Source organism: Marinovum sp. J2-8, from assembly GCF_055808435.1.
In genome coordinates, this window is the sequence record NZ_JBVVRZ010000005.1 from 150154 (window position 1) to 168052 (window position 17899).

At 59.7% G+C, this 17899-nt stretch carries 15 protein-coding genes and 2 pseudogenes; 12 read left to right on the forward strand and 5 right to left on the reverse strand.

Annotation, left to right across the window (positions count from 1 at the left end; translation table 11 throughout):
* The first annotated feature begins 5 nt into the window (after positions 1-5).
* Entirely contained in the window at positions 6-839 is an 834-nt protein-coding gene (gene mazG, locus AC0L4F_RS15905) for a nucleoside triphosphate pyrophosphohydrolase (RefSeq protein WP_244689979.1), read from the forward strand.
* Here mazG and AC0L4F_RS15910 read toward each other — a convergent pair.
* A complete protein-coding gene (locus AC0L4F_RS15910; RefSeq protein ID WP_244689981.1) occupies positions 823-1620 on the reverse strand; it encodes a hypothetical protein in 798 nt (265 codons plus the stop codon). The two genes, mazG and AC0L4F_RS15910, sit on opposite strands and share 17 nt — an antisense overlap.
* Before the next feature lie 174 nt (positions 1621-1794).
* Between AC0L4F_RS15910 and AC0L4F_RS15915 the strand changes: the two are divergent.
* The 5 genes and pseudogenes from AC0L4F_RS15915 (at position 1795) to AC0L4F_RS15935 (ending at position 6611) form a co-directional block, all read left to right on the forward strand.
* Positions 1795-2735 (forward strand): annotated as a pseudogene (locus AC0L4F_RS15915) (nucleoside hydrolase).
* Positions 2732-3181 (forward strand): GNAT family N-acetyltransferase, encoded by a 450-nt coding sequence (locus AC0L4F_RS15920; protein ID WP_244689983.1) that lies wholly within the window; start codon positions 2732-2734, stop codon positions 3179-3181. Before AC0L4F_RS15915 ends, AC0L4F_RS15920 begins: the two are co-directional and overlap by 4 nt.
* Before the next feature lie 249 nt (positions 3182-3430).
* Positions 3431-4696 (forward strand): cation:proton antiporter, encoded by a 1266-nt coding sequence (locus AC0L4F_RS15925; protein WP_244689985.1) that lies wholly within the window; start codon positions 3431-3433, stop codon positions 4694-4696.
* Between the two features lie 16 nt (positions 4697-4712).
* Positions 4713-5672 (forward strand): CorA family divalent cation transporter, encoded by a 960-nt coding sequence (locus tag AC0L4F_RS15930; RefSeq protein WP_244689987.1) that lies wholly within the window; start codon positions 4713-4715, stop codon positions 5670-5672.
* A gap of 81 nt (positions 5673-5753) precedes the next feature.
* Positions 5754-6611: a DUF533 domain-containing protein gene (locus AC0L4F_RS15935; RefSeq protein ID WP_244689989.1), complete on the forward strand. Its 858-nt coding sequence runs from the start codon at positions 5754-5756 to the stop codon at positions 6609-6611.
* A 184-nt stretch (positions 6612-6795) separates the two neighbouring features.
* Here the strand turns inward: AC0L4F_RS15935 and AC0L4F_RS15940 are convergent, their stop codons facing one another.
* Entirely contained in the window at positions 6796-8082 is a 1287-nt protein-coding gene (locus AC0L4F_RS15940) for a DEAD/DEAH box helicase (RefSeq protein ID WP_244689991.1), read from the reverse strand.
* A 321-nt stretch (positions 8083-8403) separates the two neighbouring features.
* Here AC0L4F_RS15940 and AC0L4F_RS15945 point away from each other — a divergent pair, with 321 nt between their 5' ends.
* The 4 genes from AC0L4F_RS15945 to AC0L4F_RS15960 all read left to right on the forward strand — a co-directional run bounded on the left by AC0L4F_RS15945 (position 8404) and on the right by AC0L4F_RS15960 (position 12547).
* A complete protein-coding gene (locus AC0L4F_RS15945) occupies positions 8404-8814 on the forward strand; it encodes a Fur family transcriptional regulator (protein ID WP_244689993.1) in 411 nt (136 codons plus the stop codon).
* A 264-nt stretch (positions 8815-9078) separates the two neighbouring features.
* Positions 9079-9957 carry a DMT family transporter gene (locus AC0L4F_RS15950; RefSeq protein WP_244689995.1) on the forward strand — a complete coding sequence of 293 codons (879 nt, stop codon included), beginning with the start codon at positions 9079-9081 and terminating at the stop codon, positions 9955-9957.
* Positions 9958-10043: 86 nt separating this feature from the next.
* Positions 10044-11318 (forward strand): phosphopyruvate hydratase, encoded by a 1275-nt coding sequence (eno, locus tag AC0L4F_RS15955; protein ID WP_244689997.1) that lies wholly within the window; start codon positions 10044-10046, stop codon positions 11316-11318.
* A gap of 893 nt (positions 11319-12211) precedes the next feature.
* Positions 12212-12547: a hypothetical protein gene (locus AC0L4F_RS15960; RefSeq protein ID WP_244689999.1), complete on the forward strand. Its 336-nt coding sequence runs from the start codon at positions 12212-12214 to the stop codon at positions 12545-12547.
* Positions 12548-12672: 125 nt separating this feature from the next.
* Here the strand turns inward: AC0L4F_RS15960 and pgi are convergent, their stop codons facing one another.
* From pgi to zwf, 3 genes and pseudogenes are all read right to left on the reverse strand, one after another.
* Complete coding sequence (gene pgi, locus AC0L4F_RS15965; RefSeq protein WP_244690001.1) at positions 12673-14274, reverse strand: glucose-6-phosphate isomerase; 1602 nt, start codon at positions 14272-14274, stop codon at positions 12673-12675.
* A gap of 58 nt (positions 14275-14332) precedes the next feature.
* Positions 14333-15003: pseudogene (pgl, locus tag AC0L4F_RS15970) on the reverse strand (6-phosphogluconolactonase).
* A 99-nt stretch (positions 15004-15102) separates the two neighbouring features.
* Positions 15103-16557, reverse strand: coding sequence for a glucose-6-phosphate dehydrogenase (zwf, locus tag AC0L4F_RS15975; RefSeq protein WP_244690003.1), 1455 nt, complete (start codon positions 16555-16557; stop codon positions 15103-15105).
* Here zwf and AC0L4F_RS15980 point away from each other — a divergent pair.
* Positions 16541-16753 (forward strand): hypothetical protein, encoded by a 213-nt coding sequence (locus AC0L4F_RS15980; RefSeq protein WP_244690005.1) that lies wholly within the window; start codon positions 16541-16543, stop codon positions 16751-16753. The two genes, zwf and AC0L4F_RS15980, sit on opposite strands and share 17 nt — an antisense overlap.
* Before the next feature lie 138 nt (positions 16754-16891).
* Positions 16892-17869, forward strand: coding sequence for a radical SAM protein (locus AC0L4F_RS15985; protein ID WP_244690007.1), 978 nt, complete (start codon positions 16892-16894; stop codon positions 17867-17869).
* Positions 17870-17899: the final 30 nt, after the last annotated feature.

The window sequence follows — 17899 nt, forward strand, 5'->3', positions numbered from 1 at the left end:
CTGCAATGGCTGACGACGCATTGATCCACGATCCTGACGGCGGAATTCCGCGGCTTTTGGAAATCATGCGGCGGCTGCGCGATCCGGACACCGGCTGTCCCTGGGATATCGAACAGGATTTCACTAGCATCGCGCCCTATACCATTGAAGAAGCTTACGAAGTCGCGGATGCCATCGAACGTCGCGACTGGCCCGAGCTGGAGGGCGAATTGGGCGATCTGCTGTTGCAGACCGTCTATCACACCCAAATGGGGGCCGAGGCCGGTCATTTCGATTTTCATAGCGTGACCAAGGCGATAGCCGACAAAATGGTCGCAAGGCATCCACATGTGTTTGGCGATGAAAGCCGGGACAAAAGCGCCGAACAGCAAACTGCAGATTGGGAAAAGATCAAGGCGGCGGAACGTGCGGGAAAGGCCCAGAGCGGCGCGCTGGACGGTGTTGCGGTGGGATTGCCGGCCTTGTTGCGGGCGATGAAGCTGCAAAAACGGGCGGCGCGTGTCGGATTTGACTGGCCGGAAACCACCATGGTGCTGGACAAAATCGCCGAGGAATCGCGCGAATTGGTCGAGGCCAAGGAAACGCTACCACAGGACAAAGTCGAAGAGGAAATGGGCGATCTGCTGTTTGTCATGGCCAATCTGGCGCGGCATCTGGAGGTTGATCCAGAAGCGGCCCTGCGCCGGGCCAATGCCAAATTCCTGCGTCGTTTCAAGTCGATAGAAGCTGCTTTGGCAGCAAAGGGCAAAACCCCATCCCAATCAGATCTGGCAGAGATGGATGCGCTATGGGACGCGGCCAAACTGGCCGAGCGTTCGGGTGTCAGCGCAGAAAAGTGATCCCGCGAAACTGGGATATCTTGTCGAGATGCTGCTCATAGCGCGCGCGCAAAAGGGCGATGTCGTCGTCCTGCAAACCGGCAAAGCCGGTCGGCGCCTGCGCGTCGGCATGATCCGCGATCACCGCCTGCCATTGCGCGCGTGTCAGGGTTTCACCGGCACGATACCGGGCCTGCAACGCCTCTAGCGCGGCGTCGGTGGCCGAAAGGTTCAGGGCACGTTCCGGTTCGCGAAGCGGCATCGACAGGTCGGGCACAAGCTGATTCAACAGATCCACGCTGCGACCCCTTCTGGTGTAACTTATCACCACAAACTCTTGTGGCATAATGATTTTCTGAAACGCACGCACCAGGACCGGCCAGCCACGGTCCATCGCCATGAAATTGGCAGAAACCTCGTGAAACGGTGCGACGGCATTGTCTTCGGCGCGTTTGCGATAGGCGCTGGTGAACAATGCGTCATAGCTGCGCAGGACCAGAACCATGCGCCGGGGCCGATCGACCCCCAGGGTCGCCAGCGCTGACCGCAACACCCGCAGCCGGGTTTCGGCGGCAGGGTAAAACCGCCCCCGGTAAAACGGAAACATGCGCCCGGGAATATTCTCTTCCGACACAATCAACGCGCGGTTCGGCGTTGTGCTGTGGCCCGCCAGAACCCTGGCGGCGACCCCCGCATCTTTCAGCTTCAGCCGAAGATTTCCCCCCGGTATCCCGTCGCGCCCCGGATAGGCAGTGTCATATCCCGCCGTCGCCAATGCACCCCGGTTCAGATCGAGACACATCTGAAAGGACGATGTCCCGGTGCGATGGGCGCGGCATGGATGTAGACAGCTTTGGGCATGATCTGCGCTCCGGGGTGGCCTTGGCCTGATATGGCCAGACGGACAGCCACAAACCGCTTATGGACTTTCGCGGTCCCGGTTGACAAGTTGGCGACGATACAGACAGAGGCAGAGATGACAGCGCGCAAGATCATTATCGACACCGATCCCGGCCAGGACGACGCAGTGGCCATTCTTTTGGCGCTGGCCAGTCCAGAGGACATTGACGTGCTCGCCATCACCGCAGTGGCCGGCAATGTGCCCTTGGCGCTGACCGCGAAAAACGCCCGCATCGTCTGTGAATTGGCCGGCAAGCCAGAGGTGCCGGTCTTTGCCGGGTGTGACGCACCGATGCAGCGGCCGTTGGTGACGGCGGAACATGTCCACGGCAAGACCGGGCTGGATGGCCCGACGCTGCCCGACCCTGAGATGCCGCTGCAAGAGCGGCATGGCGTCGATTGCATCATCGACACATTGCGCAGTGAACCGGCGGCAGTGTCACGCTCTGCGTGTTGGGGCCGCTGACCAATATTGCCATCGCCCTGCAACGCGCCCCAGAGATTGCAGAGCGTGTGCAGGAAATCGTCCTGATGGGCGGGGCTTATTTCGAGGTCGGAAACATTACCCCCACCGCAGAGTTCAATATCTATGTGGACCCGGAGGCGGCGGATATTGTGTTCAGATCCGGCATTCCGATTGTGGTGATGCCGCTGGATGTCACCCACAAGGCGCTGGTCACCCCCGCCCGCAACGCCGCCTTTCGTGCATTGGGCACGCCGGTCGGTGTCGCGGTGGCAGAGATGACCGATTTCTTTGAACGTTTTGACAAGGAAAAATACGGCAGTGATGGCGCGCCGTTGCATGACCCCTGTGTCATTGCCTATCTTCTGAAACCCGATCTTTTTCAGGGCCGTCATGTCAATGTAATGGTGGAAACCACATCAGAGCTGACCCTGGGCATGACCGTCGCCGATTGGTGGGGGGTGACCGACCGGGCGGCCAATGCGCTGTTTATCGGCGATCTGGATGCCGATGGCTTCTTCACCTTGCTGACCGAAAGGCTTGCCCGACTATGAGCACAAGATTGCACCTTGCCGGGCCGGACGACCTTGAGCGGTTGATGCCACTGACCGCCGCCTTTTGCGCGGAAACCGGTATCGACCCGGATGAAAACCGCCGCCGCGACGGGCTGGCCCCGCTGTTGGCCGGAAGCCCCCATGGCGCGGTGTATCTGATCGGTCCCGCCAAATCGCCGGTGGGGTATATCATCCTCAGCTTTGGCTGGTCGCTGGAATTTGGCGGCATGGACGGATTTGTCGACGAATTATACATCCGCCCCGCCGTGCGCGGGCGCGGTATGGCGACGGATGTGCTGTACTCCCTGCCCCGCGCGTTGAAAGACGCCGGTCTGAAGGCGCTGCATCTGGAGGTGCTGCGCGAAAACACCGCCGCACAAGGGCTGTATCGCAAGGCGCATTTCAATCTGCGCGACAACTATTGTCTGATGTCGCGCAAGCTGTGACCTTCTGTTGGCCGGGTTTCCGGCCAGGGGGTTAAGCGCCACGGGGGGGAAATGGCCAAAGCCGTGCTGGCCCCGTTCATGCTGGCCCCGTTCAAAAGGTCAGATGCGCGGCTAGAACGCCCCAGTATCTGCCCAGCCATTGCGCCACTCATCACGCCAATCATCACGACCGCCATCGGGACCAAAGACGCTGGTCGCGCTGAATGCGGCGTGATACCGCTGGAGCAAATGTAAAACACGGGCTTCGCGATGAATTTTTTGCAGATTACTTCGCTTTTGATTGTTCTGGCCGGGTTGTTTGGCGCGATCAATTACCTTGTCCTGAAATTGCCCGCCGCGATCGGCATTCTGGTTGTGGCCTTGCTGGCCTCGTTTGGCATCATGTTGCTGGATCTGGCCCTACCGGCCATGGGGTTGGCGGACACCGTGCGCGCCGCAGTCATGGGGTTGGAATTTTCCGATGCCCTGCTGGAAGGCATGTTGGGGCTGTTGCTGTTTGCCGGTGCGTTACATGTCAAACTGTCCGACCTGCGCGATGAATGGCGCCCGGTTGTGCTGATGGCGACGTTGGGGATTGGATTGTCGACGGTGATTGCCGGCTTCGGGTTCCACTGGATCACCGGCATGCCGCTGATGGTGGCGCTGGTGTTTGGCGCTTTGATTTCCCCCACCGACCCGGTCGCGGTCTTGGGCGTGCTGCGCGAAGCCAACCTGCCAAAACCGCTGGAAACCAAGATCGCCGGCAAATCGCTGTTCAACGATGGCGTTGGTTATGTGGTGTTTCTGGTGCTGGTCGGCATTGCCTTTGGCGGCACCGGACATGGTGCGGGCCATGGCGACGAAGGCGGCGTGCTTGAATCTGCGGCGCTGCTGTTTGCCCAAGAGGCGTTTGGCGGTGCGATCCTTGGCATTGTCCTCGGCTGGTTGACCTTCCGGCTGATGCGGCGGATTGACGATTATTCGCTGGAGGTGCTGCTGACGCTGGGGCTGGCCTTTGGCGGTTATGAGCTTGCGGTGTATTTGCATGTCTCTGCGCCGATCATGGCGGTCTGTGCCGGGCTGTTGATTGGCGACATCGGGGCAAAACACGGGATGACCGACCAGACCCGGCAATATGTCGATGCCTTCTGGAAGCTGATTGACGAAATCCTGAATGCGGTCCTTTTCCTGATGATCGGATTCGAGGTGTTTGCCGTGGCCTTTGACGCCAGCTATTTGAGCGCCGCAGTGATGGCAATCGCCTTGGCCCTGGTGGCGCGGCTGGCGGCGGTGTCCATTCCCATCCTGTTGCTGAAACCATTCCGAAGCTTTTCCGCCGGGGTGATCCCGATCATGACATGGGGCGGATTGAAGGGCGGCATCTCGGTCGCGCTGGCGCTGTCCCTGCCCGATGGCGAATGGAAGCCGCTGATCCTGACCGCGACCTATGTTGTGGTGATATTCTCGATTGTGGTGCAGGGTTTGACGGTGACACGCGTGGCCAACCGATTTGGCCGCGAACCGGACCTGATGTAAGATGTAGGGGGCGGCCATGGCGCTGTTTGTGTTTGATTTTGCCGCAGACGGCCAAATGCACGAGGCGGATTTGCACCGGCCCTGCCCGGCGGATCACTGGCGCTGGGTGCATTTCGATCTGAATGATGCTGCCACGGAAACGGATCTGCGCGCGCTGGTGCCGGCATCCGCCGCCGAGATCCTGTTACAACCTGAAACCCGGCCACGGTCCGTGATCATTGCCGGGGCGATGATCGTAATGTTGCGGGGCGCGAATTTCAATCCCGGCCAACAAAGCGACGATATGGTCGCGCTGCGGATCTGGGCCACCGATACATTGGTGATCACCCTGCGGCATCGGGCGATTTTCGCGGTGCAGGATCTGCGCGATGCGCTGCGCGGCGGCATGATCCTGCCCGGTGGCGCGGGTCTGTTGATCGCGGAATTGATCGAAGGTCTGGTTGACCGGATCGAACAGGTCAGCCTGGGGCTGGACGACACTGTCGACAGCATCGAGGAATCGGTTCTTGTGCCTGGACATGACATTGATGTTCTTGCGCCGCTGCCGCAGTTGCGCCGGGCGACAATCCGGCTGATCCGCTATCTGCGCCCGCAAAGCGAAACCCTGCGCAAGCTGGAACAGCGCCCCCCCGGTGCGCCACCGGTGCTGCTGACCCTGCCCGCAGATCGCCTGCATGAAAGCGCCAACCGCGCACAACGCGCATTGGAGGAACTGGATGCGGTGCATCACCGGCTGAACGCCCTGGCGGATCACCAATACAACCGCAAGGCCGATCAATTGTCGCGCAATGGCTATGGCCTGTCGGTGATTGCGGCGGTGTTCTTGCCGCTGGGCTTTGTCACCGGATTGTTTGGCATGAACGTCGGCGGCCTGCCCTGGACCGACACGCCCCTGGGGTTCGTGATTGTCTGTCTCGGCATGGCGGCGGCGGTGGCGCTGGTGATTTTGGTGCTGCGGTTGCTGCGTCTGATCTGACGCCGCTTTGACGCAACAGGTTACAGATTTCAAAAAACCTGCCACAGTGGTGCGGAATTCACTGCACCGGGAGGATATGTGATGGGATTGATGAGCACCTTGGCCAAAGTGGCATTGGGGTATGCGGCCGCACGCGGGGTCGATCAACTTGGCAAGAATCAGGGGCTTGGCGGGCTTCTGGGCGGGGCCAAGGTCGCGCCGGACCAGGCCCAAGCCAAACAGAATGCCACAGTCGAGGCCATGGACCAAATCCCCGGCATGGATCAGCTGAAAGGTATGATGGGCCAAATGCAGGAAACCGGTGCCCAGGGCATGGGCAACATGCAGGATATGTTCGCCAAGATGCTGGGCGCCGGTGGCGGCGCGGGCATGAACCTGGATGCAATGACCAGCGGATTGATGGGCGGTTTCGGCGGCGCACCCGCAGGCGCATCAGATTCTGGGTCCGGTGGCGGATTGCTCTCCGGGGCGGGTGGCGCCGGGCTTGCCGGATTGCTGGCCATGGCTGGCGGGGCGGCTGCGGCCTCGGGCAAGGGCGTTGGATCGCTGCTTGATCAATTCAAAGCCGCCCCAGCCGCACCAGAGGCGGAACAAGCCGCGGGGCTGATGCTGCGCGCAATGATACAGGCCGCCAAAGCGGATGGTGATATCGACGCCGAAGAGAAGAAGAAGATCCTTGAAATGGTGGCAGATGGCGATGCAGAGGACCTCGCCTTTGTGACCGCGCAACTGAAAGCCAAGCCGGACATTGCCGGACTGGCGCGCGACACGCCGGATGCCCAGAAGATGCAGGTCTATTCGATGTCGCTGATGTCGATCCGGGTCGATACCCCCGCCGAGGCGCAATACCTGGATCAATTGGCGGCGGCGCTGGAGTTGGATCAACAGGTGGTGAACATGCTGCATGTGCAGATGGGTGTGCAGCCGCTTTATGCCTGAGCGGAGCTGAACAAATCTGACTTAAGCGAATCTGGCGGAGGATCAGGGGGCTTTGCCCCCATCCCTGCAAGCAGGGATTCCCCCAGGATATTTGGAAACAGAAGAAGACGGGGACCGGCGCAACACTCTGGCGCCGATCCTTTGATTCAACCGGTCCTTCGATGCAACCGGTCCATTGAGGCGATCAGGCCGCTTTTGAACGGTTGGACCGGCGGCGACGATTTCCGCCCGGCTTTGCGCTGGGTTTGCCACCTGCATGACCACCACCGCCATTGCGACGACCGGGACCACCGGGACGACCACCGCGGCCGCGACCTTTGCCTTCGGGGGGCGTGATATCCTCCCACGGGCGACCAGAGGCGACAGGAATGTCGAGCTTCATCACCTTTTGGATGGCTTTCAATTCGCCCATCTCATCCGGCGCACAGAAGGCAATCGCGGCCCCATCGCGCCCGGCGCGGGCCGTGCGGCCAATACGGTGCACATAGTTATCAGCCACATTGGGCAGATCAAAGTTGTAGACATGGCGCACGTCAGGGATGTCGATGCCACGCGCGGCCACATCGGTGGCCACCAGCACCCGCATCTCGCCCGCACGGAAGGCCGCAAGGGCACGGTCACGCTGGCCCTGGCTTTTGTTGCCATGGATCGAGGTCGCCGCGAACCCCTGTGCCGCCAGCCCCTTCATCAGTTTTTCCGCACCATGTTTGGTCCGGCAGAACACCAGCGCCAGTTCATCACGGTGTTTGTCCAGAAGTTCGGACAACAGGCCCGGCTTATGCGCCTTGGTCACGAAATGCACCGCCTGCGTCACTTTGTCGGCGGCCTTGCCCGGAGGGGACACTTCGATCCGGATCGGGTTTTTCAGATAGCTGTTGGCAATCTCGTTCATCTGTTTCGGCATGGTGGCCGAAAACAGCATGGTCTGGCGCTCTTCCGGGATCTCACGTGCGATGCGGCGCAACGCGTGGATGAACCCGAGGTCCAGCATCTGGTCGGCCTCGTCGAGCACCAGAAACGCGGCATCGTCAAGTTTGATGGCGCGGCGGTCCATCAGGTCGATCAACCGGCCCGGCGTCGCAACCAGAAGATCCGTGCCACGTTCCAGACGTTTGATCTGGGCATTGATGGATTGACCACCAACCACCATGCCGGTCTTCACCGGCGTGCCCTCGGCCAGAACACGCATATGTTCAACGATCTGTTTTGCCAGCTCGCGGGTTGGCGCCAGCACCAATGCGCGGATCGAACGTGCCGCCGGTTTTTCGCCGTATTGCAGCAGTTGCGCCATCAGCGGCAGACCAAACGCCGCTGTCTTGCCGGTGCCGGTCTGGGCCAGGCCCATGACGTCGCGACCATCCAGCGCATGCGGGATCGCACGGCTCTGGATGGGTGTTGGTTCAGAAATCCCCATGGTGCTCAAACGTGTCAAAAGATGTTTGGGCAGGCCCATCATGTCGAATTGGGTCAAGGTAAATACGTCCTTTCGGGCCGGGCCCCATGCCCCGCCCTTGATTGCCCCCGACAATGCGGAGGCGCGGTGGTACGCGCGAAAAGCCTACGCCCGGCAGAATTGCCGCTGACGTTCAGTGCGCGTTTCGGCCCCACGCGTGATTTTGGGAACGGTTGCGGTCCATAGATCGGCGCATCGGGCGCTCGGGCTGCTCACGCGGCAGTGGACATCGCTGGGTCCTCTTCTGCCCTTTTGACCACAAAGTCAACCCAGCCTCTTTTCCACCCGCCACAAATCGCCTAGACCCTTTGCCGCGCAAGGAGACAATCGGACAGGGTCATGGGGCAAAACATTCTGGAACGTTGCGAGGCCAAGGGCCTGCGCATGACCGGCCAGCGTCGGGTGATTGCAGCAGTCCTGGAAGACAGCGAAGACCACCCCGATGTCGAGGCGCTCTACGCCCGGGCCGCCGAACGTGATGCGGCGATTTCGATTGCGACGGTCTATCGGACAGTGAAACTGTTTGAAGAGGCCGGTATCCTGGAAAAACACGAATTCGGCGATGGCCGCGCCCGGTATGAAGACGCCGAACGCGACCATCATGACCACCTGATCGACATGAACACCGGCGCGGTGATCGAATTTGTCGATCCCGAAATCGAAGCGCTGCAAGAACGCATTGCCGAGAAACTGGGCTATCGGCTCAAGGGCCATCGGCTCGAACTCTACGGCGTGCCAATCAAAAAGTGATCTGAGAAAGTGATCTGACGGGGCCCCATGCGCCCACACCACAGCCAAAACACCAACGGGGGCCAAAGCACACCGCCACCTCTCTCTTTCTTCTTGGTCAAAATATCCCGGGGGTCTGGGGGCTGGCCCCCAGCCTGTCGGCGCGCAGGGCGCGGCGACATTTCACGTCATCCTTTGTACACCGGTGACGGAAATAGCGGGCTTGGCATGGTCACCGCACCGCGTTAGGCATAGGCCAACCTGCCTAATTTCTGGACATCTGTAATGTATGTGCTGCGCGCGATCCTGTTCATGACGCTGTCAATGGCGTGCCTCGCGCTCAGCGATCTGTTTATCAAACTGGCCAGCCAGGGACTTACACCCGGACAGGTGATGTTTTTCCTCAGCACCGGCGGCACCAGCCTGTTTGTGGTCTTGTCGCTGGTGCTCGGCGTTTCCCTGCGCTCGCGGCATTTCTGGCATCGCAATGTGCTGGCCCGCAATGGTTTTGAAATTCTGGCGGCCATTGGTCTGATCACCGGCATTGCCGGCACGCCGCTGCCGATGGTTGCGGCGATCATGCAAACGACGCCGCTGCTGGTCACGCTGGGCGCGGCGGTGTTCCTAGGGGAAACTGTGGGCTGGCGACGCTGGAGCGCAATTTTTGTTGGTCTGGCCGGCATGTTGCTGGTGATCCGGCCCGGCATGGACGGGTTTGAGCCTGCGGCATTGTTGGTGGCGATGGGCGCCGTCGGCCTGGCGGGGCGGGATCTGTTGACGCGGCTGGTGCCAAGCGACCTGCCCTCTCTTGTGCTGTCGACATGGGGGTTTGCCGCCACCATTCCGGCCGGTCTGGTGTTCATGATGTTGTCGACCCCGACCGTGGCAATCGAGGCCCATGCTTTCGCGGCGGTGGCGGCGGCGGTGGTGGTGACCACGGCTGGCTATTATCTGGTCACGGCGGCAATGCGCATGGCCCCAGCGGCGATCGTCGCGCCGTTCCGCTACAGCCGCCTTGTCTTTACCATGGGGCTGGGGATTCTGGTCATGGGCGACAGGCCCGACAACCTGACCTTGATCGGGGCGGCAATCATCATGGCGTCGGGTCTCTACACTTTCCTGCGAGAGCGCCGCCAAGCGACGGCAAAGGGCGCGGCGGCCTGATTGGTTAGCGCTAACAAGGATCGGTTTGCAAACCCCCTGCCCTCTGCTACAGATACCGCAACTTTATCGTCATGAGGACAAAACCCATGAGCACCATTATTGACATTTTTGCCCGCGAAATCCTCGACAGCCGGGGCAACCCGACGGTTGAGGTCGATGTGACCCTGGAAGACGGCACCATTGGCCGTGCGGCTGTGCCGTCGGGCGCCTCCACCGGCGCCTATGAGGCCGTCGAAAAGCGCGACGGCGACAAGGCCCGTTACATGGGCAAAGGCGTGCTGGAGGCCGTTGCCGCCGTGAACGGCGAAATCGCCGATGCCATCGTCGGCATGGACGCCACCGAACAGGTCGCAATTGATATGGCGATGATCGAACTGGACGGCACCGAAAACAAGGGCCGTCTGGGCGCAAACGCCATCCTTGGTGTGTCGCTGGCCACGGCCAAAGCCGCCGCAGATTACACCGCACAACCGCTGTTCCGCTATGTCGGCGGCACCTCGGCCCGTATCCTGCCAGTTCCGATGATGAACATCATCAATGGCGGCGAACATGCCGACAACCCGATCGACATTCAGGAATTCATGATCATGCCAGTGTCGGCCACGAATATTCGTGACGCCGTGCGCATGGGCTCCGAAGTGTTCCACACCCTGAAAAAAGAGCTGTCTGCTGCGGGCATGTCGACCGGTCTTGGCGACGAAGGCGGTTTTGCCCCCGAACTTGGCTCGACACGCGAAGCGCTGGATTTCATCCTGAAGTCGATCGAAAAAGCGGGCTACAAACCGGGCGAGGATATTTACCTCGCGATGGATTGTGCCGCGACCGAATATTACAAAGATGGCAAATACGAGATGAAGGGCGAAGGCAAATCGCTGACATCTGCGGAAAATGCCGATTATCTCGCGGCGCTCTGCGATGATTATCCCATCATCTCGATCGAAGACGGCATGAGCGAAGATGACTGGGACGGCTGGAAGCTGTTGACCGACAAGATCGGCGACAAGATCCAGCTGGTTGGCGACGATCTGTTTGTGACCAACCCGGTGCGTCTGGCCGATGGTATTGCACGCGGCGTGGCGAATTCGATGCTGGTGAAGGTCAACCAGATCGGCAGCCTGACCGAGACGCTGAAGGCCGTCGATATGGCGCACCGTGCGCGCTATACCAATGTGATGTCGCACCGTTCGGGCGAAACCGAGGATGCCACCATTGCCGACCTCGCGGTTGCCACCAACTGTGGCCAGATCAAAACCGGCTCGCTGGCGCGGTCTGACCGGTTGGCGAAATACAACCAGTTGATCCGGATTGAGGAAATGCTGGGTGAAACTGCCGAATATGCCGGGACATCGATCCTGCGCTAATTTCCGGCGGATGCCGCAGTAAAGTATATCTTGGGGCCTCTTCGTACCTGCGAAGAGGCCCTTTGCGTTTTTAGGGGCAGACTGCCTGTATCGGGATCCGGCCCCGGGTGTCAGAAAGCAGGCCCAATTGGCCCCGCACCGTCAGCGCCCTGTCGCAAAGCACCGGGGATGCCCGCCGGGTCATGTCGCCCACCTCGCCCCTGTGAACGCAGCTGAACACCCCTAGATGCCCCGGATGGCCGTCGCACAGCATTGAAACGCCGCCAAACCCGGCTCCCCCCCAATTTTGATGGTGTTGAAGCGAATCGGGATGTGTTTGCGACAAACTCCCGGTTCTGACCTCCGTTTCTGTTCTCCGGTCCGCTGACTGCGCCCGAAATCCCGCCACGTACCTGGGTTACACAACCTCGGAAAAATCGGGTCAGATCCGGCGGCGCAGGGCAGGAAAACTCACCCATAGCGAGTATATCAAGGGTGTTTTTATCAACCGACCAATCAATAAATATAAATTAAATGACCCATCAACGATTAGAATTTATAACCTTTCCTGAAATAAAACCATAACCATTCGGGCAATTCCGGGTTATTAATTTCCCGATCAATTAAAACGGAAACCCGGGTGATTTAGCGCGAAATTGGCACAGTTAATTATTTGACCCATCAACTGCCACTTTTTTAATCACTTTTAAAAAATTTATTAAAAACAACATGCTACGGCAAAACTTACGCTACGTAACGTCACCTTATGTGAGGCACCTCACAAATTTTTATTGCACGGTGTTTCTGCGATCATTAAAAACAATATAAAGCAAATAAAATAAAATGAGGTCGAGAACAGTGAAAAACCTATCCATATCCCTATGCGCGAACTCTTCTGCGGATACACGCTTGTCATGACTGCCCTGGCGACGCTGGGTGCCTACCATGGCCCGCTGACACATTCCTGGATGGATTTCAGCCATGTATCGCAGTTTCAGTATACAATCCTGCCGATCGTCATACTGATGTGCATCTTTGCGCTCTGGCTGGTGATGGGAATTCGCACACAGGTTGCCGCGTTTTTCTCAATCATCTTGATCACGGCACTGATCATGTTTGATGCCGCCGACTACTCGGTCACCGGACCGACAGCAGTCTGGGAGTTCGCCCACGCGGCATTCTTCCTGTTTTCCCTACTGACCCTGATTGTTCAGGGCGTCGTCGAAACAGCCCTTGTCCGTGGTGGATGACAAGGGTTCTTCAAGCCTCTCAGCAAGAAGTGTCTGATCCACCACTCTACCACTAAATGACGGGGGTTCGCCCCCGTCCTTTTTTGTCATGCAACCCGGTCTGCGGCGGCGCGCCGCAAGAGACTTCAGTCTCGGTTTTTCAGAACAAAATCAACAAGCTGCTGGGTCGATCCGTCTTTGCCCTCGGCGCTTTCCTCACCGGCGACAATCGGCCCCAGCGCGGTGGCCAGCTCTTTGCCCAGTTCCACCCCCCATTGATCATAGGAGTTGATGCCCAGGATCACGCCCTCGACAAAAACGCGGTGTTCATAGAGCGCCACGATCTGACCAAAAACTTCGGGTGTCAGTTTCGGATAGACCAAGGTGGTCGAGGGGCGATTGCCCGCAAACACCCGATGGCGGGCCTGACGGTCCAGTTCCGCACCTTCAAATTTACCCGCAACCTTTTCGCGCGCCTCGTCCAACGACCGGCCGCGCATCAAGGCTTCGGATTGGGCCAGACAATTGGCGACCAAAAGCTGGTGATGATGGGCCAGATCGGGTTCGTGGCCCTCGGCCGCGACCATGAATTCACAGGGGATCACCCGCGTGCCCTGATGGATCAGCTGGTAAAACGCGTGCTGGCCATTGGTGCCCGGCTCGCCCCAGACGACCGGACCGGAATTGATCTCCAGATCGCTGCCATCCATCGCAACGCTTTTGCCGTTGCTCTCCATCTCGAGCTGTTGAAGATAGGCCGGCAGGCGGATCAGACGATTGTCATACGGCAGCACCGCGCGGGTGCCATAGCCCAGGCCCTGATTGTGCCAGATCCCGACAAGGGCCAGCAGCACCGGCAGGTTTTCATGAAACTCTGCCGCACAGAAATGCCGGTCCATCGACTGGGCCCCGCGCAGCATGGCGCGAAACGCCTCTGCCCCGATGCCAATCATCAACGACAGCCCGATCGGACCCCAGACGGAATAGCGCCCGCCGACCCAATCCTCGAATCCGAACACCCGCGTGGGATCAATGCCAAAATCGGCGGTCTTGTCAGTGGCCGAAGACAGCGCCGCGAATTGCGCCGCAGGGTCGCTGACCTTGTCCGACATCCAGGCCCGCGCCGTGCGCGCATTGGTCATGGTTTCGATGGTGGTAAAGGTTTTGGAGGCCACAATCACCAGCGTGGTGGTCGGATCCAACCCGCGTAGGGTGTCGGCCACATCGGCCCCGTCCACATTCGATACATAGTGAATGCGCGGCCCGTCCGCATAAGGCGACAACGCATGATAGGCCATCACCGGCCCAAGGTCAGACCCGCCAATGCCGATATTCACGACATCGGTGATCGCCCCGCCCTGCCCCTGAAACCGTCCAGCGCGCACATCTTCGGCAAAGACCTCCATCCGGTCCAATGTCGCCAAAACATCCGGCATCACATCCTGACCGTCGACCATGACCGCGTCACCATCCAGGTTGCGCAGCGCCGTATGCAGCACCGCCCGCCCTTCGGTTTCATTGATCTTTTCACCGGCGAACATCGCATCCCGTTTTGCCGCGACACCGGCGGTTTCAGCCAGTTCCAACAGGGCATTCAGGGTTTCGCTGTCGAGCGTGGTCTTGGAGTAATCGAACAGGAAATGATCAAATCGGGTCGAAAATGCCGCCCCGCGCCCGGGAGATTCGAACAATTCCAGAATTGTCCGGGATTTCGCGGATTTGGCCAGGGCATTCAATTTGGTCCACATGGGGTCACGATCCTCAATTGGGTCTTGATGGGGTGATTACCGGTATCAGACGGGCCGTTTACGGCGCCCAATGCACCTGTGCCTCGGACAGGACGGCAGCCACCGGCGCGTCTTTCGGGCTGAGCTGGCGGGCGCGGTTGAGCGCTGTGCGTTTCTCGTCGCCAAAGATGACAATATGTTTCGACATCGCGCCATCCAGCACAGGCGCGGTCAGGGTCACACGCGGTTCCGGTGCGCCGGGCGCCCGCATGGCCATCAAGATCGGCGCCTTGGGCGACAGCGCGCCCTCGAGCTGATCAGCCCCGGGAAACAGCGACGCCGTATGCATATCGGCGCCCATGCCCAGCAACAGCACCTGCACCGGCAAACGCGGCGTGATCAGGGCCTCTAGCTCGGCCAACCGGTCTTCTGGGGTGTCACTTGGCAGATACATCGGCAACAAAGTGGCCGCTGCGGCCCGATCCACCAAAAGCCGCTCGCGCAGCAGGCGGGTGTTGGATCGTTCACTGTCCTCTGGCACCCAGCGTTCGTCGCTGAGCATCACATCGACCCGCGACCAATCCAGATCGGCGGCGCAGAGATCGTCAAAGATCGGCCCCGGCGTTGTCCCGCCCGGCACCGCCATCAAAACCCTGTCCTGATGTTGCAGCGCAGAGCGCAATTCGCGGCCAATTTATTGGCCAGGTCAATCACCAACATTTCCCGGTCGGCATATTCGATGAATTCCATGGCGCGTCCTCACTTCTGTACGGGTTCTGGCGCGCGGGGATGACCCGCGGCCTGTCCTGCATCGGTACTACGCCAGCCGCAGGCCCGTTCCAACAGGTTTCAGGCTTTGATCTCGCGCCATTTTCGTCCATCCCGGTGCATCAGCATCAATGCATCTTCCGGACCGGACGACCCGGCATCATAGATTTTCGGCACATCTCCGCGTGCCTCCCAGCCCTCGATGATCGGATCGGTCCAGGCCCAGGCGGCCTCGACCTCGTCACCGCGCATGAACAGGGTCTGATTGCCACGGATCACATCCATGATCAGCCGTTCATAGGCATCCGGCACATCATCCACATCCGGGCCCAAAGCGTCCGAGAATGTCATGTCCAAAGGCACATCCACCAGACGCATCCCGCCCGGTCCCGGCTCCTTGATCGTGACGCCCAATTCCATACCTTCGTTGGGCTGCAAGCGGATGGTCAGGATATTGCGGTGCCGCCCGGCATCTTCGTCAAAGATCGAATGCGGGGTTTCCTTGAACACCACGGCGATTTCGCTGGTGCGCGATTTCAGCCGTTTGCCCGTGCGCAAATAGATCGGCATGCCGGCCCAGCGCCAGTTCGAGATATGGCATTTCAGCGCCAGAAAGCTTTCGGTCTTGGACCGGGGGTTTTCGGCATGTTCGCGATAGCTGGCCTCGTCACCGCCGGCATCATACTGGCCGCGCACGATATGATGTGGCTGCACCGGTTCCAGCGCGCGGATCACCTTGAGCTTTTCGTCGCGCACCGCGTCCGGTTCAAATCGGGCTGGCGGCTCCATCGCGATCAGGCACAGCAATTGCATCAGGTGGTTTTGCACCATATCGCGCATCGCACCGGATGTATCGTAATAGCCACCGCGCCCGCCAACACCCACGGTTTCCGCAACGGTCACCTGAATATGATCAATATATTGGCTGTTCCACAGCGGTTCGAACAACATATTGCCAAACCGCACCGCCATCAGGTTCTGGACGGTTTCCTTGCCCAGATAATGGTCGATGCGATAAATCTGATCTTCGTGGAAAAACGCCTCAAGCGAGGCATTAAGCGCACGGGCGGTTTCCAGATCCCGACCAAAGGGTTTTTCGACCACGATCCGGCTTTCACGATCCGCCAGCCCCTTGTTGTGCAGCCGCTCGGCGATATCGCCAAACAGGGACGGCGCAACCGAGAAATAGAACGCCCGCACCATGCCGTCGCGCAGCATTTCATGCAGCTCGGGCCAACCACCGTCGCCCTTGGCATCCACTTTGACATAGCTCAACCGCTCCAGGAAACCGCCAAGATCCGGGCAGTCTTCTGGCCGCTGCGAATCAAATTCATTGATCGCATCGCGCACCATCTGGCGATATTCGTCGTGGTCCATATCGGACCGCGCGGCACCAATGATCCGGGCCTCGGTCGGCATTTGACCAGAGCAATACCGCCGGAAAAGTCCGGGCAGGATCTTGCGCCGGGCCAGATCGCCCGTGCCGCCAAAAATCACCAGATCAAAGGGATCCACCGGAATGACGCGTGAAACCATGATCGTTCCTCTTACTGTCGCTTGGCCGGATATCATCGGGCCGTTGTCGTTAAAACTGGTCGGTCGTCGGGTATCTGTCGCCGGGTCTGTTTCGTCGGGTCTGTGTCGTCAGGTCTATGTCTTCATCGTCAGAAAACTGCGGTCGGGCACGGGCGTGGCACAGAGCGACACCAGCCTGACGTTAGCGCTAACGTAGGCACATTTACCCCGCTTTCCTGCAGAAGTCTAACACGCATTTTGCGCTTCACAATGGCGTCAGACAATCTGTTGACCATTGGCAACGCCACTTTGGCAGGCTACCCCAGTACCCGAACCAAAAGATTGCGACAAGCCCATGAAAGATCACACAAATTCAATGCCCGCCACGGGGGCTAACTCGGGGCCCAACACGGGCAAGTTCATTGATGAAAATTTCACCGCCAATGGTGACGCACGGGCACGTGTTGCGCTGAGCAACCCTGAAACCCTGTGGTTCAACACCGGGACGCTGTGCAATATCGAATGCGCAAACTGCTATATCGAAAGCTCGCCCAGCAACGAACGGCTGGTCTATCTGACCTGTGCCGAGGTGGTCGATTTTCTGGATCAACTGGACGATCGCAAATGGGGCGTTTCGGAAATCGCCTTTACCGGCGGAGAGCCCTTCATGAACCCCGAGATGGTCGCCATGGCGCGCGCATCGCTGGAACGCGGGTACGAGGTGCTGATCCTGACCAATGCCATGCGGCCAATGATGCGCAAGACCGTGCAGGCCGGCCTGCGGGATCTGCAACGCGATTTTGGCGACAAGCTGACCCTGCGGGTGTCGCTCGATCATTGGGACCCGGAACATCACGATGCCGAACGCGGCGCGGGTGCGCATGAGAAAACCCTGATCGGCATGCGATGGCTGGCCGCGGAAGGGGTGAACATGGCCGTGGCGGGGCGGATCGTCTGGGCCGAAAGCGAGGCCGCGGCGCGGGCCGGATATGCCCGGCTGTTTGCCACCGAAGGCTTTGACATCAACGCCGACAATCCCGGCGACACCGTGTTGTTCCCGGAAATGGATGTTTCGGTCGAAGTGCCTGAAATCACGACAGAATGCTGGAGCATCCTGAACAAATCACCGCGTGATGTGATGTGTTCCTCGTCCCGGATGGTGGTCAAGCGCAAGGGCGCCGATGCCCCTGCCGTTCTAGCCTGTACATTGTTGCCCTATGAGCCCGAATTCGAATTGGGCGCCACCCTGGCCGAGGCCGAGGGTGATGTGGCGCTGAACCATCCGCATTGCGCCAAATTCTGTGTTCTGGGCGGCGCCAGCTGTTCCGGGTGAGCAGACCCCGGCAAGGGCCCTGCTCTGCTG